Consider the following 22254-nt stretch of genomic DNA (forward strand, 5'->3'; position numbering starts at 1 on the left):
TAATAAAAACAAAAAATAACTATATGACACAATCAAGCAAGAACAGCACATTAGTCCCGATACTTATTATTGCAGGACTATTTTTTATTTTCGGATTTGTAACTTGGATTAATGGCGCATTAATTCCTTTTATGAAAACCATTAACGAATTAACCGACGCACAATCTTATCTTGTGGCCTCTGCATCCTATATCTCTTTTGTAGTAATGGCTTTACCAGCTTCTTATATTTTAGAAAAAGTTGGCTATAGAAAAGGAATGTCTTTAGGTTTATTTATTATGGCAATTGGAGCCTTGGTTTTTATTCCTGCGGCAGAAGCAAGAACCTATTGGGTTTTCTTGGCAGGTATTTTTATTCAAGGGGTTGGTATGACAATCTTACAAACAGCTTCAAATCCATACATTACAATTTTAGGGCCTATTGAAAGTGGTGCAAAAAGAATTGCCATTATGGGAATTGCAAATAAAACAGCAGGAGCTTTAGGTTCACTAATCTTTGGAGCTATTTTATTAGCAGGAATAGATGAAGTAAAAGAAAAATTAAGTACGGCTTCTTTAGAAGAAAAAACACACTTATTAGATACTATGGCAGATAGTGTTTTTATGCCTTATTTAATAATGGCTATAGTACTATTTGTATTGGGTATTTTAATTAGAAAAGCTCCATTACCTCATGTAGAAGCATCTCCAATAGAGGAGGATGAATCTGGAGAAACAACTAAAACAAGTATCTTTCAATTTCCACATTTATGGCTAGGTGTATTAACATTATTCGTTTATGTTGGTGCTGAGGTAATTGCTGGAGATACCATTATTTCTTATGGAATTTCTTTAGGGTTTACCGGTGAAGAAGCTAAATTCTTTACAACTTATACTTTAATGGCAATGGTTGGAACATACGCATTAGGTGTATTTTTAATTCCAAAATATTTAAATCAAGGTACTGCATTAAAAATAAGTGCAACTTTAGGTATAATATTTAGTGTTTGTATTTTATTTACAACAGGATTTACATCTATTTTATTTGTTGCAGCATTAGGTATTGCAAATGCATTGGTATGGCCAGCAGTTTGGCCTTTAACATTAGAAGGATTAGGAAAATATACCAAAACAGCATCTGCATTATTGGTTATGGCAATTTCTGGGGGAGCAATTATACCTCCATTATACGGTAGATTGGTAGATGCTAATAAGCACGAGTTAATAACAAGTGGTATAAACGAAGCAGAAGCATTAGCAACAGCAGCAACAAGTAGCTATTGGATATTAATACCTTGCTATGCCTTAATATTATACTTTGCCTTATCTGGACATAAATTGGGAATGAAAAAGAAATAAGATTAAAAAAAACACTAAAAAAATAAAGAAATGTTAAAAAGTAATATTGATAAATCAACAGATTTTGAAAAAAGGTTTGAGAATATTGAAACTAAAATTTTTGATAATTCTATAGTAGCTTCTAATGCTGTTGCACTTGAAATTGCAGATTTAATTAGAGTGAAACAAGCTCAAAAACAACCTTGTATCTTAGGTTTAGCAACAGGGTCTTCACCTAAAGGTTTATATGCAGAATTAGTAAGGTTACATAAAGAAGAAGGATTAAGTTTTAAAAATGTAATTACTTTTAATTTAGATGAATACTATCCTATGGAGCCAGACTCCGTAAATAGTTATGTTCGTTTTATGAAAGAGCAATTATTTAATCATGTAGATATTCTTCCAGAAAATTACAATATTCCAGAGGGAACATTAGAAAAGAATGAAATTGCAGACTATTGTGCTGCCTATGAAGCTAAAATTGAAGCCTATGGAGGTATTGATTTACAAATTTTAGGAATTGGAGGAAATGGTCATATAGGTTTTAACGAATCTGGATCTTTACAAAATTCTAAAACACGTTTAGTAGCCCTAGACCATATAACAAGAGTAGCTGCTAGTAAAGATTTTTTTGGTTTAAGCAATACTCCTAGAACAGCAATAACACTTGGTGTTAAAAAAATTATGGAAGCAAAACGCGTAATTTTATTTGCTTGGGGTGAAGGAAAATCTAATATAATTAGAGAAGCAGTTGAAGGACAGGTAACAAACCGTGTACCAGCATCTTTTTTACAAGAACATAACAACGCAACAATTGTTCTAGATGGAGAAGCTTCTTCAAAACTAACCAGAGTAAACACACCTTGGTTGGTAGAAAAAATAGTTTGGACAGATAAAGTTATTCGTAAAGCGGTATTAGGATTGGCTCAAAAAGTTTCAAAACCAATATTAATGTTAACAGATACAGACTATATTGAAAATGGATTGAGTGATTTATTAGCAGATTTAGGTCCAGCTTACGATATCAATATCAAAATATTTAACGATTTACAAAATACAATTACTGGTTGGCCAGGTGGAAAACCAAACTCAGACGATAGTAAAAGACCAGAAAGAGCTGAACCAGCTAAAAAAAGAATCTTAATTTTTAGTCCACACCCAGATGATGATATTATTAGTATGGGAGGAACCTTTATTAGGTTACAAAATCAAGGACATGAAGTGCACGTTGCTTATCAAACTTCTGGAAATATTGCTGTAACAGATAGTGAGGCATTAAGGTATGCAAGTTTTGTATGTGATTATAACGAGAAATTTGGTATTAAAAGTGATGAAGCAGCTGCTATTTATAAAAAGGCTGTTAATTTTTTAAAAAATAAAAAAAATAGTGAAGTAGATATTCCTGAAGTTAGATATATAAAAGGAATTATTCGTAAAGGAGAAGCAAGAGCAACTGCACATTATATTGGATTGCCAGATGATCAAATTCACTTTATGGAATTGCCTTTCTATGAAACAGGTACTATTGAAAAACATCCACTAGGAGAAGAAGATGTTAAGTTAACTATGGAATTAATCGAAAAAGTAAAACCTCATCAACTTTATGCTGCTGGAGATTTAGCAGATCCACATGGAACTCATAAAGTATGTTTAGATGCAATTTTTGCTGCGGTAAAAAATCTAAAATCTAAGAAATTTATGAAAGATTGTTGGGTTTGGTTATACCGTGGTGCTTGGCAAGAATGGGGAATTGATGAAATTGAAATGGCAGTTCCAATGAGCCCAGATCAAGTTTTAGAAAAAAGACATGGTATTTTTAAACACCAATCTCAAAAAGATGGCGTTGTATTTCAAGGGGTAGATGCTAGAGAATTTTGGCAGCGAGCAGAAGATAGAAATGAAGAAACAGCCGATTTGTACCACGAGTTAGGTATGGCAAGATATGCTGCTATGGAAGCTTTTGTGCGTTGGAGATTTTAATTGAAAAATAAAATAAATGTCATTAATAAAATCAATTTCAGGAATACGAGGTACTATTGGAGGTGAAGTTAATAATAACTTAACCCCAATAGATGCTGTAAAATTTGCCGCTGCTTATGGTATGTGGCTTCTAAATAATACAGGAAAAAAGAAGTTAAAAGTAGTTGTAGGTAGAGATGCCAGAATTTCTGGTAAAATGGTGAGTAGTTTGGTTTGTAATACATTAGTTGGTTTAGGAATTGATGTTGTAGACGTAGGTTTGTCTACTACACCTACAGTTGAAATAGCCGTTCCTTTAGAAAATGCTGATGGAGGTATTATAATTACTGCAAGTCATAATCCAAAACAATGGAATGCTCTTAAATTATTAAACGAAAAAGGAGAGTTTTTAAATGCAGTAGAAGGTGAAAAAGTACTAAATATTGCTGAAAACGACGCTTATTTGTTTGCTGAAGTAGATGATTTAGGAAACTATGAAGAAAATCAAAAATATATTGAAAAACATATTTCGGAAGTTTTAAATTTACCTTTGGTTGCTGTTGAAGCTATTAAAGAGGCTAATTTTAAAGTAGTTGTTGATGCTGTAAACTCAACAGGAGGAATCGCAATTCCTGCACTGTTAAAAGAGCTTGGAGTTGATTGTGTAGAATTATATTGTACTCCAAACGGACAGTTTCCTCACAATCCAGAGCCTTTAAAAGAACATTTAACAGCTATTTCAGAATTGGTGGTTAAAGAAAAAGCAGATTTAGGTATTGTGGTTGATCCAGATGTAGATAGGTTAGCTTTAGTTTGTGAAGACGGTTCTATGTTTGGTGAAGAATACACATTGGTTGCTTGTGCAGATTATGTGCTCGGAAAAACAAAAGGAAATACAGTTTCTAACTTATCTTCTTCAAGAGCTTTAAGAGATATTACAGAAAAACATGGAGGAACATACCAAGCAAGTGCAGTTGGAGAGGTAAATGTTGTAACATTAATGAAAGCTTCAAATGCTATAATTGGAGGTGAAGGTAACGGAGGTATTATTTATCCAGAATCGCACTATGGTAGAGATTCACTGGTTGGAGTAGCCTTATTTTTATCGCATTTAGCAAGTTTAAAGATTTCTTGTAAGCAATTACGTGATAGTTATCCAAACTATTTTATGAGTAAAAATAAAATTCAATTAACTCCTGAAATTAATGTCGATGCTATTTTAGAAAAAATGGCTTCAAAATATAAAAATGAGGATATTAGTACTATAGATGGTGTTAAAATTAATTTTGCTTCAGAATGGGTGCATTTAAGAAAATCTAATACAGAACCAATTATTAGAATTTATACTGAAAGTACTTCTCAAAGTAAAGCCGATAATTTAGCTGTACGTATTATTGATGAAATTAAAGAAATAATTTAAAAGGTAAGATTTTAAATATTAAAATTTAATAATAGTTGTTTAGATTCCCCTAATCTTCCGCTGGAAGATGAGGGGAATTTTTTTGTCAATTATTGATATTTCCATAGATACTAGTAATCAAACGATAATTTTGCCATTGTTGGTGTTTTTACCAACAATATAACAGCTCTTACTAAATATATTTATAAGATTAAAAAGCGTAGATTAAATTAAAATTAACCTTAAAAAGTGTTAACTACCAAGACTTTCCATTTAAATATATTTTTTCAATTTGATGATTTCCAAAAGAATATGGTATAAATCCATATGAATTAATAGGTTTTGTAAGTATTAAATTAGCTTTTTTACCTACAGTAATTGACCCTACCTCTTTTTCTAATCCCATTGCATAAGCGCCATTAATTGTTGCTGCGTTTATTGCTTCTTCTGGAGTCATTTTCATTTTAATACAGGCGGTAGATACTACAAAATTCATATTTCCAGAAGGTGTTGAACCAGGATTGTAATCGGATGCCAAGGCTATTGGTAAGCCTGCATCTATCATTTTTCGTGCAGGCGTGTAGGGAATACTTAAAAAATAAGAACAACTTGGTAAAGCTACAGGCATTGTTTGGGTATTTTTTAAAATTTCTATATCATCATTGTGCATTATTTCTAAATGATCTACAGATAATGCATTGTAATTTACACCAGTTTTAATACCTCCAATGGCATTAAATTGATTTACATGAATTTTTGGAATAAGTCCATATTGTTTTCCCGCTTCAAGTATAAATGCAGTATCTTTAACTGAAAAGTAGCCAGTTTCACAGAAAATATCTATATAATCAGCTAGTTTTTCTTTTGCAATTGTTGGAAGTATTTCATCAACTAGCATTTGTAAATATGCTTGTTTCTTAGTCTTGTAAGTATCTGGAACTGCGTGTGCACCTAAAAAGGTTGCTTTTATAGGGATTGGATAGTGTTCTTTAAAACGCTTTATTACACGTAACATTTTTAATTCTGCTTCAGCTGTTAAGCCGTAACCCGATTTAATTTCAATGGCTCCAGTGCCTAATTTAATCACTTCTTCTAAACGAATCTTACTTTGTTGGTATAATGCTTCTTCTGAAATTTCTTGTAATTTTTTTGACGAATTTAAAATTCCACCTCCTTTATTCGCAATTTCTTCATAAGATAATCCGTGTATTCTATCAACAAATTCTCCTTCTCTATTTCCAGCATAAACAATATGAGTATGCGAATCGCACCAAGATGGCAATATCATTTTTCCAGTGGCATCAATTGTTTTATCAACCGAAATAGTTGGACAATCTATCATTTTGCCATAGTTGGAAATAATGCCATTTTCAACCAATAAAAAAGCATTTGTAATGGTTGGTAATTCTTTCATTTCAGTTCCAGATAAAAATGAAACTGAATTATCTCTAACTTGTATTAACTCTTTTATGTTTTTGAATAAGGTACGCATTAAATTAATTTTTGGTCTAAACCTAACAGGTTTTAGAAACCTGTTAGGTTTGTGTTTATAATGTTCATTTTTTCATTCCTTTAAAAATAGAAATCCATCCCTGTAAAAGTGGATGTCTATCTGCATAAGAATGATAATTTATATTAAAAATTAACCTCTAATGTATTTTTTTGTTTAAGAGTGTTAATTATATTTGATTCTATATGTTTTAAACCTGTTAGGTTTGTGTTGTTTAGCGCTAGCTTGTAACGAGTGCGTTTATTATTTTGTCATTCCTGTGAAAATGGATACCTGCCTGTGCAGATATGACAGTTGAGTTAAATAATTCAACAATAATTACACTAAAATAAATCTCTCAAAATGTTGTCTTCAACTATATTTGGTATTGTTACTTTTAATTCTGGTCTTCGTTTCATTTCACGTTTTATAGCAAATAAGGCTTCTTCATTTCGTGCCCAGCTTCTGCGTGCAATACCGTTATTTACATCATAAAATAACATGTTTTTTAGTTTTTTTTCTGCTTCTTTTGTTCCGTCTAGCAACATTCCAAAACCACCATTTATAACTTCTCCCCAGCCTACACCACCACCGTTGTGGATTGAAACCCAAGTAGCGCCTCTAAAGCTGTCTCCAATTACATTTTGAATTGCCATATCAGCGGTAAATTTACTACCATCGTATATATTACTGGTTTCTCTATATGGCGAGTCTGTACCGCTTACATCATGATGATCTCTTCCTAAAACAACAGCACCAATTTCGCCATTTGCTATTGCATTGTTAAAGGCTTCAGCAATTTTAGCTCTTCCTTCGGCATCGGCATATAAAATTCTGGCTTGAGAACCAACTACTAATTTATTGGTTTTCGCATTTTTAATCCAGGTAATATTGTCTTGCATTTGTAATTGAATTTCCTTTGGAGAATTTTTCATGATTTCAGATAAAATACGCATAGCAATAGCGTCTGTTTTATCTAAATCTTCTGATTTTCCTGAAGTGCACACCCATCTAAAAGGTCCGAAACCATAATCAAAACACATAGGTCCTAAAATATCTTGTACATAAGAAGGGTATTTAAAATCGATATTATTTTCTGCAAATATATTTGCTCCGGCACGGGATGCTTCTAATAAAAAAGCATTTCCATAATCGAAAAAATAAGTACCTTTTGCAGTATGTTTGTTAATTGCATCTGTTTGACGAACCAACGATTGTTGTACATACTTTTTAAATTTTTCTGGATTATTTTTAATTAGCTCATTGCTTTCTTCATAAGTTAATCCAACCGGGTAATAACCTCCAGACCAAGGATTGTGTAATGAAGTTTGGTCGGATCCAACATGAATATATAGGTTTTCAGTATCAAAACGTTCCCAAACGTCAACAATATTTCCAATAAAGGCAATTGAAATAATTTCTTGTTTCTCTTGAGCTTCTTTTACCCGAACAACCAATTTATTTAGGTCATCAATCAATACATCTACCCAACCTTGTTCGTGTCTTTTTATAGCTGCATTTGCATTTACTTCAGCACAAACGCTTATACAACCTGCAATATTTCCCGCTTTTGGTTGTGCGCCACTCATTCCTCCTAAACCAGAGGTTAAAAATATTTTTCCGGAAGGAGTTTCATTTGTCTTTAATATTTTTCTAAAGGCATTCATTAAGGTAATTGTGGTTCCGTGTACAATTCCTTGAGGGCCTATATACATAAACGAACCTGCTGTCATTTGTCCGTATTGCGTAACACCTAGTGCATTGTATTTTTCCCAATCGTCTTGTTTTGAGTGGTTTGAAACCATCATTCCATTAGTAACTACTACTCTTGGGGATTCTGTTGAAGAAGGAAATAAGCCCATTGGATGACCAGAATACATGTTTAATGTTTGTGTATCAGTCATTGTGGCTAAATACTGCATTGTAAGAAGGTATTGCGCCCAATTTTGAAAAACAGCACCATTTCCACCATAGGTAATTAATTCATTAGGGTGTTGTGCTACTACTGGATTTAAATTATTTTGAATCATTAACATAATACCTGCAGCTTGTTGCGATTTTGCAGGATATTCTGAAATTGGTCGCGCATACATTTTGTAACCTGGTTTAAAACGATGCATATAAATACGACCAAATGTTTTTAATTCTTCAGCAAATTCTACTGCCAATATGTTGTGCCATTTTTTTGGAAAATAGCGCAATGCATTTTTAATTGCTAATTTTTTTTCTTCAATAGAAAGAATGTCTTTTCGTTTTGGAGCAGGATTCCCATGTTTTGGGTAAGGTTTTTTTTCTGGCAATTCAGATGGGATTCCTTGTAAGATTTCTGATTGGAACTCGGTATTTGTAGTTGTCATATTATACGTTTTAATTGCCTTATAGGTTCTAAATTTTAATTTTCACAAGTTTTTTATTTAGCGCTTTTTATGTCTGAATTGATTTTGAATTTAGTTAGAGTGCTAAACTTTTTTAATACGTTTCAAACTCAGTATCAAACTCGCTATACGAATGATTTATTTCTGATGTAATTTCTAACAGTTTATTAGATTTTAGAATGTTAATAGCTTTTTCAATATCCTTAGCAAACACACGATCTTCGGTTGTATGTTCTATATTAGAGCGAATAAGTTGGTGGACTTTATCTAATATTTTACTAGAATGTAACGGTTTTCTAAAATCAAAGGCTTGTGCAGCACATAGCATTTCAATTGCTAGTATTTTTTCTAAATTATTGAGTACTCTTAAGGCTTTTCTTCCAGAAATAGATCCCATACTTACATGGTCTTCTTGTCCTAATGATGTTGGTATACTATCGGCACTTGCTGGGAAACACAAGCCTTTGTTTTCACTTACTAAGGCAGCTGTTGTGTATTGTAAAATCATAAATCCAGAATTTAACCCCGAATCTTTTATTAATAAACGCGGTGTACCATCATATTTTCCTCCTAAAGACAAATAGGTTCTTCTGTCTGAAATACTTCCTAACTCAGCAGCAGCTAAGCAGGCATAATCTAACGGCATTGCTAGAGGTTGTCCGTGAAAACTTCCACCGCTAATAATTAAATCTTCTGAAATTATAACAGGATTGTCGGTAACCGAGTTCAGTTCTGTTTCAACAACTTCTTTTAAATGTAACCAAGCATTTCTAGAACTTCCATGTACTTGAGGAATACAGCGCATAGAATAAGGATCTTGAACTTTTCCACAATTTTTATGTGAATTTCCAATTTCAGAATCTCTTAAAAAAGAGCGCATTCTTGCTGCTACATGAATATTTCCTTTATAAGGTCTTGTTTGGTGTAATTCTTTGTAAAAAGGTGTTTGAGAACCCATTAAACCTTCAATCATTAAACTGCCTATTAAATCGGCATGCGATAAACACTTGTATAATTTATCGACTACAAAAACAGCATGAGATAGTATAAATTGTGTGCCATTTATTAAGGCTAAACCAGCTTTTGGATGTAAATTAATTGGTTTTAAATTAAATTTCTTTAAAACAACGGATGTATCTAAAAGGTCATTTTTATAATATACTTTTCCTTCTCCAATTAACGGTAAAAACAAATGTGCTAACGGACATAAATCTCCCGATGCTCCAACAGAACCTTGTTCAGGTACCATAGGAATTACATCATTTTCGATATGCCATAAAATACGATTTAATACGGTTGAAGATATTCCTGAATAGCCTTGAGAAAGCGAGTGTACTTTTAAAATTAACATTAATTTTGCTAAATCTATTGCTATTGGTTTTCCAACGCCAACAGCATGGCTTAGTAATATTTTACGTTGTAGCTCGCTGGTTTTATCTTTTGAAATTCGGGTGTCACATAAAGGTCCAAAGCCTGTATTTATACCATATACAGCTTTGTCTTTTTGAGAAGTTTTTAAAACAATATTATGACAATTTTCAATTTTTGTCAAAGCTTTATTTGTCAATGTAGCTTTAAGTTCGCCATTTAAAATTTGTAGCGCTTTTCCAACTGTAAGTACATCTATTCCGTAGTTAAACATATCGATTAAAGGTTTTATATTCACAAATTTACCATTATATTTGATGCCTAACAATACTATTGTTGTATATAATTAATAACTATGAGTTATCAAATAGAAATACGTCATCTTAATTATTTTTTAGCAGTAGCAGAAGAATTGCACTTTAGAAGAGCGGCAGATAAGTTGTTTATTTCTCAGCCAGGATTAAGCAGGCAAATTAAACAATTAGAAGCAGATTTAGGGGTTGCTTTATTTGAAAGGAATAATAGAAATGTAACTTTAACCAAAGCAGGGGAGTACCTTCAAAAGGAAGTAAGTAAACATTTGAAAGTATTAGATACTATTTTAAATACTACAAAAAGGATACATGAGGGTGTAGATGGCAATTTAAATTTTGGATATGTGGGTTCTGCAATGCAACATATTATTCCAAATTTATTGGTTAAAATTAGAAATGAATGTCCGAATATTCATTTTAATTTAAAGGAAATGGACAATCAAAAACAGTTAGATAATTTGCAAACCCAAGAAATTGATATTGGCTTTGTAAGGCTAGAACGTGTTCCAAACGATATAGAAATTACGCCAATTGAAGAAGATACTTTTTCGTTAGTTTTACCTGCAAATCATACTTTGAATTCAGGAAATTTTACAGATTTATCTCAATTAAGAGATGAAGCATTTATTATGTTCGACCCTTCTTATAGTTCTAATTATTATCAAAAAATAATGCAAATTTTTGACTATTGTGGTTTTACTCCAATAGTTTCACACAGAACTATACATGCTTCTTCAATTTATAAATTGGTAGAGCATAATTTTGGAATCTCAATTGTACCGAGTTCATTACAAATTGGAAACACTACAAATGTTAAATTTATTGAATTAAAAAAAATTCCGCAACGTACAAATTTATCTGCTGTGTGGAGCAAAAATAATAGCAATCCTGTTTTAGCTAAAATTTTAGAATTTATTTAAAAAAATGTATTTTAAAAGTTAATTGATTAAATAAATGTACTTTTAACGTTTATTTATTTTATAGAGAAAAAATAAGACTAAGTTGGTGGTACAAAAAAATACAAAATACTCCAATATAAGCTGGTTATAAATTTAAATTTTCTTATTTTTAACCTTTTGTAAAAAGTCATATTTATAACCCTATTTTAAAGTTATTTATCTGATAATAAATTTTTTAAGTTTAAAGACCTTCTACATGTTAAAACAATTCTTGTTACTAATGCACAAACAATTGATTTATTTACTTCTAATATTAGCTGTTTATGGGTGCAATACTAATGAAAAATACAGTGCAGTAACAACACCTACCGAAGCTTCCACATTTGTAGGTTCAATTAGTTGTAAAGAATGTCATCAACAAGAATACGATAGTTGGGAAGGTTCTCATCACGATCAAGCAATGAAATTTGCGGGGGAACATGCAATTTTAGGGGATTTTGATAATGCCATTTTTACACATAAAAACGTAAAAAGTACTTTTTTTAAAAAAGATGGAGATTATTATGTAAATACAGAAGGTTCAGATGGAACATACCGTGATTATAAAATAATTTACACTTTTGGGGTTACTCCTTTACAACAATACATTGTAAAGTTAGAAAATGGAAAATTTCATTGTTTAATTACAGCTTGGGATTCCGTAGAAAATAAATGGTATCATTTACAGCCAGATTTAGATATTGCCAATGAAGAATGGATGCATTGGACTGGTGGTTCTATGAACTGGAATAATATGTGTGCAGATTGTCACTCAACAAATGTTCATAAAAATTATGAAAGTGAAACAGATACTTATACTACTAGTTTTAGTGAAATAAATGTAAGTTGTGAAGCTTGCCACGGACCATCTAGTTCACATGTTGAGTTTTACGAAAAAGAACTAACAGGAACTCCTCCAAAAATGCATATGGGTACCGGTTTAAGTTCTGAAGATTTAGTGCAACAATGTGCTCGTTGTCATTCTAGAAGATCTCAATTTACAGATTATTATAATTATGAAGGTCATTTTTTAGATCATTATAACCCACAGCTATTAACAGATCCAACTTATTTTGTTGATGGGCAAATTAGAGATGAAGATTATGTGTATGCATCTTTTATGCAAAGTAAAATGTATTCTGAAGGAATTTCGTGTAGAGATTGTCACGATGTACATTCTATGGAGTTAAAAATACAAGGAAATAACCTTTGTTTAACCTGCCATGTTCCTAGTTATAATACTCCAGAGCATCATTATCACGAAGTAAATACAGAAGCATCGCAATGTATAAATTGTCATATGACTGGTAGAATTTATATGGGAAATGATTTTAGAAGAGATCATAGTTTTAGAAACCCAAGACCAGATCAAACAGAAAAATACGGAACACCAAATGCTTGTAATTCTTGCCATACAGATAAAAGTGCAAAATGGGCAGCAGATTTTATAAGAGAAAAATATGGCGAAGAACGTGCAGATCATTTTTCAGATCATCTTTTAGAAGGTTTTCATAACAATAAAGAAGGGTATGAAACATTATTTAGCAATACAAATTATCCTGAAATTGCAAGAGCAACAGCTATAAATCAATATATGACACATCAAGTGACGCGCGAAGATGTAAATAAGTTGCTTAAGTATTTAAAAGATTCTTCTGCATTGGTTAGAAACGAAACAGTAAAAGCATTAGAAACAACTAGAAGTCCTGAGTTTTCAAGTAATATAGCGCCTTTATTAAACGATTCTATACGTTTGGTGCGAATTTCTGCAGCAAGGTATTTTAATTTACTTGGTATAGATAGGTTAGAAGATGTAGCTTATAAAAATGCAACAAAAGAATATTTAAAAGACTTAAATTATAATTTAGATTTTGCCTCTGGAAATCATCAAAAAGCAATTTACTATCAATCTAAAAATAATACCGAAGATGCTATAAAACATTATGAAAGAGCTATTGAAATAGATAATTATTTTAATATGTCTAGAATGAATTTAGCATTAATTTACTACCAAATTGGTAGAGTTAAAGAAAGTGAAGCTCTTTATTTAAAAGTAGTAGAACAAGAACCAGAATTTAGTTCGTCGTATTATATGCTAGGCTTGTTATATAATGAAACCGGAGATACCGATAAATCTATGGAATATTTAGAGCTAGCAGCTAAAAAAGAACCTAGAAATTCAAGTGTATTTTATAATTATGCATTAATGCTTCAAAAGGCAGGAGATAATAAAAAATCTTTAGAAATTATTAATTCTGGATTGGAATTTTTTCCAAATACAGAAAGATTGTTATACGTTAAATTGTTAGGTGAATTAAATTTAGAGCAAAATTCCAAAGCTAAAGCTACTTGTTTAGAGTTATTAAAAATAGCACCGGATAATACAGATTATGCAAATATTTTAAAAAGTTTAGAGCAGTAAATTAGCGGGTATTTTAAACGTATTTTCAGAATTTAGTAGCTTGTTTTATAAAAACCATATTTAATATGTCTAATAAACCATTTCAATTTAAGCAGTTTTCTATTCAACAAGATAAAACAGCAATGAAGGTTGGAACAGACGGTGTTTTGTTAGGTGCTTGGGTAACTGTAGATGCTAGTACTTTTAGTATTTTAGATATTGGAGCAGGAACCGGATTAATTGCCTTAATGCTAGCTCAAAAAAGCAATGCAGAATTAATTGATGCAGTGGAGTTAAATACAGATGCTTATGAGCAAACTGTTGCTAATTTTGAAGAGAGTGATTGGGGAGATCGTCTATTTTGTTACCATGCATCACTACAAGAATTTGCAGAAGAAATTGAAGATACATACGATTTAATAGTTTCTAACCCGCCGTTTTATACCTCAACGTATAAAGAGCTAGAAAGTGAAAGAGCAATGGCGAGGCATACAGCAACATTAAGCTATAGAGAATTGTTGCAAGGTGTTTCTAAATTACTATCAAAAAACGGAAGTTGTGCATTTATAATTCCTTTTAATGAGGAAGCTAATTTTGTTAAAATTGCTGCTGAATTTAAGTTGTTTCCAAACCGAATTACCCAGGTAAAAGGAACTGAAACCTCAAAAATAAAACGCAGTTTATTACAATTTTCTTTTGAAGAAAAAGCTATTGAAAAAAATGAGTTAATTATTGAAATTGAACGCCATAAATATACCGACGATTATATAAAACTAGTGCAAGATTTTTATTTAAAAATGTAGTTTTTTTATTAAAAACCCTACTATTATAAACAGTTTTAAGGGGTTTTACTTATTTTGTCGTCCATTTCTTTTTTTAAATTAGTTGCAGCTATATAAATTGCAATGTTTTTTCTTAGGTAATATAAAGGTACCATAACTACAACCACTATTGGAATGGTGTAAATAAATTCTGTTTCATCAAAATAATCTAAATTATCATTTAGAACCGAAATTAGCTGAAATAAATATGTAGCTATTGGAATTATTAGTGTATGACTCCACCATTTATTATGAGTAATGTATAATAATATGAATAAAAAAAGTGGGGTGAATTTGTTGAATATCCAAAAAACATACATTTCAATTGTTTGAAAATACCCGGCTTTAATTGTTCCAAAAATGGTATCGTATTCTGAAATATCATTTGGAATTAATAAATGAAAATAGAGTAAAAAAGGCGTAATTATAATTAATATGGCAAGTATACTTTCATAAAGTAGGTATTTCTTTTTAGAAGGTTTCATTATAATTTAAAGATTCATTACATATAAAATAATGTGAATAGTATCAGTAATAACAAGCTGTATTTAAAATTACAAAGAATTATTTTAATAGGTGTGCTTTTTTTAATCAAAATAGAAAAAACTATCCTATTATGCTTTCTGGATTGTATCCTAAATACGCTGTGTTTTTGTGCTTAAATACTATGCCGTTTTTTTCAAGTTCTTTTAAAATAGGCTCGTAAATAGTTTTTTTAACTGGTATAATAACTCCTGTTGCTTTTATTTGTTTGTTTAGTATTTTTAAAGCTGCAATAGCAACAGGTAAACCAACAGTTTTTGCCATCGCAGTATAGGTTTGGTTGTCTCCAATGCATACCATACTACTTTCAATTTGTTGTTTTTTTCCATTTAGTTGGTATCCAAAAAGGTGCTGCATAACAATCATATCTTTGTCGTTCGCTTTTAAAGTCCAACTGTCTTTTAATATTTTTTCAAGAATTTGTGCAGGAGTAGCATTTTTTAATCCTACTTTTTTGTTAGCATCAAAAAGATTGAGTTCTAATAATTTTTCCCAAAGAATATCATCTTGATCAATTTTTAGATAATGTCTAAGTTTTAATTCAACAGAATCATTTGGGTTGTATGCTAAAAACGAATTGGTAAATTCTCTATAACTCATAGTTTCAGAATTTTCAATCGTATAGCTGTCGTCAGTCATTCCTAATTGCACAAAAATATTCCAAGCTTTAGAAAACCCAACACGCCTAATTGTTCCTCTGTATAAAGTTAAAATATCTTCTAAACCATAAATACTTCTATATTTTAAAGAATCTCTGTTTGCATAGGCTTCAAACTTTCCGTAGTCATCAATTTTTAAGAGTTCTGTACGTCTAAATAATTTATGATACGGTATATATTTGTATGTTCCTTCTTGAATAAATTTAGAAACACCTCCTTGACCTGCTAATACTACATTTCTAGGATTCCAAGTGAATTTATAGTTCCATAAGTTATCATCGCTCTCAGGCGCTACTAAACCACCGCAGAAAGATTCAAAAAGTAACATTTTACCACCTTTTTCGGTTATGCGATCAATCACTTGCATAGCACTCATATGATCTACACCAGGGTCTAATCCTATTTCATTTAAAAAAGTGATTCCTTTATTTTTTACAGCAGTATCTAGTGCTTGCATTTCTTCAGAAATATAAGAAGCCGTAACCATACTTTTACCATATTTTAAACAATCTTTTGCAATATTAATATGCAAATGTGCAGGAAGCATAGAAATTACAATACTAGCTTTTTTTATAGCTGTAGCTCTTTCTGTATTGTTAAAAATATCCAAGGCAATGGCTGTGCCATTTGTATGTTCTTGAATTTTAGCTTTTGCTTGTTCTAAAGAAACATCAGCAACAATTATATGCAAATTTTCAGAAACTGATTTATTTAACAAATAGTGTATTAAGGATGCTGAGGATTTACCTGCTCCTATTATTAATATGTTCCGCATAACTTGTTGTACTGCTTTAAAGTTATTTTATTCTTCAGAAGTAGCTATTTCATCTAAAACTTTTTTAGCTTTTTCTAAATCTAAGCTGTTAACTTTAAGTTTATAGCCTTCAACAAAAGCTGTACCTATTGATGTTGCAATGTTTTGGTCAATAATATAACTTTCAATACCTTCATTAGCAAGCACTGCTTTTGCTATATGAATTTCATGAATTAAACTAGCTGTTAAAACGGTAACTAATGATTCTGATGAGTTTTCCATGATTTTTAATTTTAAATTAATAAAAAGTCAATCTATTATAATATTCTTAACATTATAGATATCTTATTTAAAGATAAGAATATTATATTTGAAAGCATCATAATTTTTAAATTTGACTGTTAAGATTTTAATAAAATGAATAAAAATTTAATACTTACAGCTGTTATTGGAGCATTTACAATTATTTTAGGAGCCTTTGGAGCGCATAGTTTACAAGAAACTTTAACTATAACTCAACTTAAAAGTTTTGAAACAGGTGTGCGGTATCAAATGTTTCATGTATTGGCTTTATTGTTTGTTAATACTTACAATGTATTTAATACTAAAACAAAAAATAGTATCAGTTTATTCTTTTTTCTTGGAATTCTTTTTTTCTCCGGATCAATATATGCAATAACATTTGGTGTAAGTGCTAAAAGTATTTGGTTTATTACTCCTTTAGGCGGTATGTTGTTTATTGTAGGCTGGCTTAAAATGGCAGTATCTTTTTATAAAACAAAGTAATTATTAATGTTAAAAAAATTATAAAATAGCTTCTTTATAAGAGCGTTGTTTTTTTATAAAGAAGTTTTTTTTGTATTATAAAGTATAAATTAGAAATACACGATTTTTTTTACTGTTTTTTGAAAACGTTTTCGCTAAAACAGTAAAAAGACATCTGGAAGTAAGTATTTGATAATCAGTATTTAAGTAATTGAAAACGTTTTAGTAAATAGGTTTTTTTTACTGATATATGTCATAAGCTAGTACTTCTAATTATTTGTAAATTTGTTAAAGAAATAAATGATAAAATTGAATATAATAATAAAATAAAAACACAACGAAAATGCAAGTATTAAGAGACTCAGTTGTAGAAGCTTTAAAAAATATTGGCTTAACAAAAAAGAACGAAATTATTTACAATCCTTCTTATGAAGAATTATTTGAAGCTGAAATGGATCCTTCTTTAGAAGGTTTCGAAAAAGCTCAATTAACAGAATTAGATGCTGTTAATGTAATGACTGGTAAATTTACAGGTCGTTCTCCTAAAGATAAATTTATTGTAAAGGATGATATTACAAAAGATACTATGTGGTGGAATTCACCTCAAGCTCCTAATGATAACAAACCAACTACACAAGCTGTTTGGAATGATTTAAAAGCATTAGTTGTTGAAGAATTAGATGGAAAAAGATTATTTGTAGTTGATACTTTTTGTGGTGCTAATGAAGATTCAAGATTAAAAGTACGTTTTGTAGTGGAAGTTGCTTGGCAAGCTCATTTTGTAACTAATATGTTTATTAGACCAACAGCTGAAGAACTTGAAACATATGGAGAGCCTGATTTTACAGTATTAAATGGTTCTAAAACAAAAAACCCTAACTGGAAAGAGCATGGATTAAATTCTGAAGTATTTACAGTATTTAACTTAACTGAGAAAATGCAAGTTATTGGTGGATCTTGGTACGGTGGTGAAATGAAAAAAGGAATTTTTGCAATGATGAACTACTATTTACCATTAAAAGGTATGGCTGCAATGCACTGTTCTGCTAATGTTGGTAAAGATGGTGATACTGCAATTTTCTTTGGTTTATCAGGAACAGGTAAAACTACGTTATCTACAGATGCTAGCCGTCAGTTAATTGGTGATGATGAGCACGGATGGGATGATGCAGGTGTATTTAACTTTGAAGGTGGTTGTTACGCAAAAACAATTAACTTAGATAAAGATGCTGAGCCAGAAATTTATGGAGCAATTAAACGTAACGCTCTTTTAGAAAATGTAACTGTTGATGAAGATGGTAAAATTGATTTTACAGATGATTCTGTAACTCAAAACACACGTGTTTCTTACCCAATTAATCATATTGAAAACATTGCTGTTCCTTCAAAAGCTGGAGCTGCTAAAAAAGTAATTTTCTTATCTGCTGATGCATTTGGAACATTACCTCCAGTTTCTAAATTAACTCCAGAACAAACTAAATACCACTTCTTATCTGGATTTACAGCTAAATTAGCAGGTACTGAAAGAGGTATTACTGAACCAACTCCAACATTCTCTGCTTGTTTCGGAGCTGCTTTCTTATCGTTACACCCAACAAAATACGGTCAAGAATTAGTGAAAAAAATGGAAGCTAACGGAGCAGAAGCTTATTTAGTAAACACAGGATGGAACGGATCAGGAAAACGTATTTCTATTAAAGATACTAGAGGAATTATCAATGCTATTTTAGATGGTTCTATAGAAAGAGCAGAAACTAAAAATATTCCAATTTTCAACTTAGAAGTACCAACTTCTTTACCAGGAGTACATACTGAAATTTTAGACCCTAGAGATACATATGAAGATGCATCTGAATGGGAAACAAAAGCAACTAAATTAGCTGGTTTATTTATCGAAAACTTCGAAAAATATACAGATAATGAAGAAGGAAAAGCTTTAGTAGCAGCAGGTCCACAAATATAATAAACAAACTGTTATAGAATTAAAAAGCTCGCCATTGGCGAGCTTTTTTTATGGTAAAATATTTTAAAATATTTTATTAGAAATAACTAGTTATATTGCTACGGTCTATTAAAATTTAAATTGAACCTGGCTTTAAAATAAACCGTTTATTTGAGCATCAATTTTATCAATTATAGACCCTAAATCTTCAGGATTGCTAACAAAGTCTAAATTGTCAACATCAATAATTAATAATTTCCCTTTGGTGTATTTTGTAATCCAAGCCTCATAACGTTCGTTTAGCCTACTTAAATAGTCTATACTAATAGAATTTTCATAGTCTCTACCTCTTTTATGTATTTGACCTACTAAAGTTTGAATAGAAGCTCTTAAATAAATTAATAAATCTGGAGGTGTTACCAAACGTTCCATAAGTTCAAAAAGAGAATCGTAATTTTGGTAATCTCTATTAGGCATTAAGCCCATAGCATGTAGGTTTGGAGCAAAAATGCGGGCATCTTCATAAATAGTTCTATCTTGAATTATGTTTTTACCGCTTTCTCGAATTTCTAATATTTGGCGAAATCTACTATTTAAAAAATAAACTTGTAAATTAAAAGACCAACGTTCCATTTCTCCGTAAAAATCATCTAAATAAGGATTTTCTTCTACAGACTCAAAGTGTGGTTCCCAATTGTAATGTTTTGCTAAGAGTTTGGTTAGAGTGGTTTTACCTGCTCCTATATTACCAGCAATGGCTACGTGCATAATAGTTTTTTATATAAAAATTAAAAAGCTAAAATACTTAATTTTTTTATGAATTAGCAATGCCAATTTAAATTTAAAAGGTAGTTTGTAACTTAATGCTTAAAAAGGAGATGTATAAAATGTAAATTTATATACATATTTAACAATCTATGTACTTAAAAACAGAAGTTTAATTAAATTTATAAGCAGTGGTAAGCCAAAGACTTTTTATTTTAATATTAGGTGTTTTTTTCAATAAAAATAAATTGTAGCTGTTTAATAAATTAGCTTATAACCATAGCCTCTCACATTAATTATTTGGATTGTAGGGTCTAGTTTTAGTTTTTTTCGAAGTTTTGTTATAAAAACATCCATACTTCTTGCGTTAAAAAAATCATCATCACCCCATAATTTCTTTAGAATAATTGAACGATCTAAAATTTGATTCTTATTTTTTGCTAAATTGTGAAGTAAGTGCGCTTCTCTATGTGTTAGGTTTTCTATATGAGAATCAAACTGTAGGGTTTGTTTTTTTAAATCGAAAATAAATTTTCCAAGTTGTATAGGTTCTGTAGTATCGTTGCTTTTGTTTCGTTTTAAAAGAGCATTAATTCTAACAATAAGTTCTTCCATACTAAAAGGTTTTTTTAAATAATCGTTACCTCCTAAATTAAAACCTTTAACAACATCTTCGGTTAAAGATTTTGCTGTTAAAAAAATAATAGGAATATCTTGATCTTCTTTTCGTATGTCTTCTGCTAGAGTAAAACCATCTTTTTTGGGCATCATAATGTCCAAAACCAACAGTAAAGGTTTTTCAGATTTATAGGTAGTATATGCTTCTTCTCCATCTGCACAAAGCAATACTTCAAAATTACGAGTTTCTAAACTTTCTTTAATAATTTGTCCTAAAGAAGGTTCATCTTCTGCTAATAGTATTTTTATTGTTTTAGGCATTTAAAAGTTCAATTTTAAATAAGGTATTGTTTTTTTTGTCGTAAATAATATCAATAGTTCCGCCGTGTTTTTCAATAATATTTTTTGTGTAATACAAGCCAATTCCAAATCCTTTTACATTGTGCGTATTTCCTGTTGGAATTCTATAAAATTGTTCAAAAACTTTATCTTTTTGTGTTTTATGAATTCCGTTACCATTGTCTTTTATGACAATAATAATCTTAGATGCTTTAGAGGACAAAGTTACTGAAATTTTATCTCCTCCATATTTAATAGCATTGTCTATAATATTTCCAATAGCATTTTCAAAATGAAAAGAGTCTAAGTTTAAGGTTGTGTTTTCACAATTATTATGAAAACTTATTAGTTTATCGGTATTTATTAACTGGAATTTTTCAACTACATCTTCAATTAATTCGGCAATATTAGTGTTTTCTTTCGTTAAAACTAAGTTTTCGTTATTTATAGAAGCAGTTTCCAATATTTTTTCAACCATAGTATGGAGTTTTTGTACCTGATAATTGGCAATGCCAATATATTTTTCCGATTTTACTTTATCGTCTAATGCATTAAAGTTTTTCATTGCTTCTAAAGCAGTTGAAATGGTTGCAATCGGTGTTTTAAACTCGTGCGTTATATTGTTTATCAAATCGTTTTTTACTTCTGCAAGTTGCTTTTGTTTGTATATTGTTTTTAGTAAATATACTAAACTTGCAATAACGCTTAAAGATAGTAAAAGTGAGAGTAATATACTAATGTATGATTTTTCTAAAAGCAGTCGTGTTTCGTTAGTAAAAAATAATTTTAAATTACTTTTATGTGGTAAAAAAGTAGATTTAGAGGTTGCGGTTAAATGTTTTTTAGGAAAATTTTCGAGTTTAAAATCTATGGTTTTTGGAGGTATACCGCCTTTAGAGTAATTTTTCTTATAATATTTGTATTTTAAACCATAGGTAACTTCAATATTATTACGTTTAAACTCTTCTACTAAATAACTATCTAATTTTTCTAAATCTAATGTATCTCTAGAAATAGAAATAAAGACTTTAGAAATTAAACTATCTATATTTTTTGGAAAATTTTTATCACTTGTAAAGAAAGGGTACTGGCCATAATCATGATTTTTTAGTAATAATGGTTTACTGCTATCTTTTTTAATTAAGTTTTGTAGCGTACTGTCAATTTTTTTTTTGAATCCGTAACGCGAGTTTGTTTTTACAACAATGGTGTCTATTTTATTTACAGAATTTAAAGTATCTGTAGAGGCGTATGTTATAATTCCAGATTTAGTAATATTAGCAAAGTACCTTTCTACCGAATTGTCTAAACTCAGTTGCACTTTACTAATTAAATTTTTTTTATTTGTTTGGTATTCTTTATAGTTCCAATAAACTTGGGCTGCAATTGTAACTAAAATTGTTGCGCCAATAAAATAAACTACATACTTGTAATTTTGCTTTTCCATAAATCAAAGTTAAGTACATAAAGTATATTATCCCAATCAGTT

General features: G+C 30.4%; 17 protein-coding genes. 8 read left to right on the plus strand and 9 right to left on the minus strand.

What is annotated here, in order from left to right:
- Positions 1 to 23 precede the first annotated feature (23 nt).
- Genes MHL31_RS14580 through glmM form a run of 3 tightly spaced genes read left to right on the plus strand, consistent with a single transcriptional unit; the run spans position 24 to position 4695 of the window.
- Positions 24 to 1337 carry a sugar MFS transporter gene (locus tag MHL31_RS14580; protein WP_240226683.1) on the plus strand — a complete coding sequence of 438 codons (1314 nt, stop codon included), beginning with the start codon at positions 24 to 26 and terminating at the stop codon, positions 1335 to 1337.
- Positions 1338 to 1367: 30 nt separating this feature from the next.
- A complete protein-coding gene (gene nagB / locus MHL31_RS14585) occupies positions 1368 to 3296 on the plus strand; it encodes a glucosamine-6-phosphate deaminase (protein WP_240226684.1) in 1929 nt (642 codons plus the stop codon).
- A gap of 16 nt (positions 3297 to 3312) precedes the next feature.
- Positions 3313 to 4695, plus strand: a complete 1383-nt coding sequence (gene glmM / locus MHL31_RS14590; protein WP_240226685.1) for a phosphoglucosamine mutase — start codon at positions 3313 to 3315, stop codon at positions 4693 to 4695.
- 235 nt (positions 4696 to 4930) lie between these two features.
- On the opposite strand, the gene hutI is transcribed toward glmM, so the two are convergent.
- The 3 genes from hutI to hutH form a co-directional block, all read right to left on the minus strand.
- Positions 4931 to 6166, minus strand: a complete 1236-nt coding sequence (gene hutI, locus MHL31_RS14595) for an imidazolonepropionase (RefSeq protein WP_240226686.1) — start codon at positions 6164 to 6166, stop codon at positions 4931 to 4933.
- A gap of 341 nt (positions 6167 to 6507) precedes the next feature.
- Positions 6508 to 8520 carry a urocanate hydratase gene (locus MHL31_RS14600; protein ID WP_240226687.1) on the minus strand — a complete coding sequence of 671 codons (2013 nt, stop codon included), beginning with the start codon at positions 8518 to 8520 and terminating at the stop codon, positions 6508 to 6510.
- Between the two features lie 112 nt (positions 8521 to 8632).
- Complete coding sequence (hutH, locus tag MHL31_RS14605; protein ID WP_240228906.1) at positions 8633 to 10180, minus strand: histidine ammonia-lyase; 1548 nt, start codon at positions 10178 to 10180, stop codon at positions 8633 to 8635.
- Between the two features lie 81 nt (positions 10181 to 10261).
- Between hutH and MHL31_RS14610 the strand changes: the two genes are divergently transcribed.
- From MHL31_RS14610 to MHL31_RS14620, 3 genes are all read left to right on the plus strand, one after another.
- A complete protein-coding gene (locus MHL31_RS14610; protein WP_240226688.1) occupies positions 10262 to 11140 on the plus strand; it encodes a LysR family transcriptional regulator in 879 nt (292 codons plus the stop codon).
- Positions 11141 to 11399: 259 nt separating this feature from the next.
- Complete coding sequence (locus MHL31_RS14615; RefSeq protein ID WP_240226689.1) at positions 11400 to 13580, plus strand: multiheme c-type cytochrome; 2181 nt, start codon at positions 11400 to 11402, stop codon at positions 13578 to 13580.
- 65 nt (positions 13581 to 13645) lie between these two features.
- Positions 13646 to 14362, plus strand: a complete 717-nt coding sequence (locus MHL31_RS14620) for a tRNA1(Val) (adenine(37)-N6)-methyltransferase (RefSeq protein ID WP_240226690.1) — start codon at positions 13646 to 13648, stop codon at positions 14360 to 14362.
- 35 nt (positions 14363 to 14397) lie between these two features.
- On the opposite strand, the gene MHL31_RS14625 is transcribed toward MHL31_RS14620, so the two are convergent.
- The 3 genes from MHL31_RS14625 to MHL31_RS14635 all read right to left on the minus strand — a co-directional run bounded on the left by MHL31_RS14625 (position 14398) and on the right by MHL31_RS14635 (position 16618).
- Positions 14398 to 14865 carry a hypothetical protein gene (locus MHL31_RS14625; RefSeq protein ID WP_240226691.1) on the minus strand — a complete coding sequence of 156 codons (468 nt, stop codon included), beginning with the start codon at positions 14863 to 14865 and terminating at the stop codon, positions 14398 to 14400.
- Positions 14866 to 14986: 121 nt separating this feature from the next.
- Positions 14987 to 16357, minus strand: coding sequence for a saccharopine dehydrogenase family protein (locus tag MHL31_RS14630; protein ID WP_240226692.1), 1371 nt, complete (start codon positions 16355 to 16357; stop codon positions 14987 to 14989).
- A gap of 27 nt (positions 16358 to 16384) precedes the next feature.
- The gene (locus MHL31_RS14635; protein WP_240226693.1) at positions 16385 to 16618 is read right to left on the minus strand and encodes a putative signal transducing protein; all 234 of its coding nucleotides are present in this window, start codon (positions 16616 to 16618) and stop codon (positions 16385 to 16387) included.
- A gap of 135 nt (positions 16619 to 16753) precedes the next feature.
- Here MHL31_RS14635 and MHL31_RS14640 point away from each other — a divergent pair, with 135 nt between their 5' ends.
- Complete coding sequence (locus MHL31_RS14640) at positions 16754 to 17122, plus strand: DUF423 domain-containing protein (RefSeq protein WP_240226694.1); 369 nt, start codon at positions 16754 to 16756, stop codon at positions 17120 to 17122.
- 322 nt (positions 17123 to 17444) lie between these two features.
- Positions 17445 to 19064 (plus strand): phosphoenolpyruvate carboxykinase (ATP), encoded by a 1620-nt coding sequence (gene pckA, locus MHL31_RS14645; protein WP_240226695.1) that lies wholly within the window; start codon positions 17445 to 17447, stop codon positions 19062 to 19064.
- A gap of 132 nt (positions 19065 to 19196) precedes the next feature.
- Here the strand turns inward: pckA and MHL31_RS14650 are convergent, their stop codons facing one another.
- From MHL31_RS14650 to MHL31_RS14660, 3 genes are all read right to left on the minus strand, one after another.
- Complete coding sequence (locus MHL31_RS14650; RefSeq protein WP_240226696.1) at positions 19197 to 19811, minus strand: deoxynucleoside kinase; 615 nt, start codon at positions 19809 to 19811, stop codon at positions 19197 to 19199.
- Between the two features lie 255 nt (positions 19812 to 20066).
- On the minus strand, positions 20067 to 20747 hold the full coding sequence (locus MHL31_RS14655) for a response regulator transcription factor (RefSeq protein WP_240226697.1): 681 nt from the start codon (positions 20745 to 20747) through the stop codon (positions 20067 to 20069).
- A complete protein-coding gene (locus MHL31_RS14660) occupies positions 20740 to 22212 on the minus strand; it encodes a sensor histidine kinase KdpD (RefSeq protein WP_240226698.1) in 1473 nt (490 codons plus the stop codon). Before MHL31_RS14660 ends, MHL31_RS14655 begins: the two co-directional genes overlap by 8 nt.
- Positions 22213 to 22254 lie beyond the last annotated feature (42 nt).

The sequence above is a fragment of the Lutibacter sp. A80 genome (assembly GCF_022429645.1).
GTDB lineage: Bacteria > Bacteroidota > Bacteroidia > Flavobacteriales > Flavobacteriaceae > Lutibacter.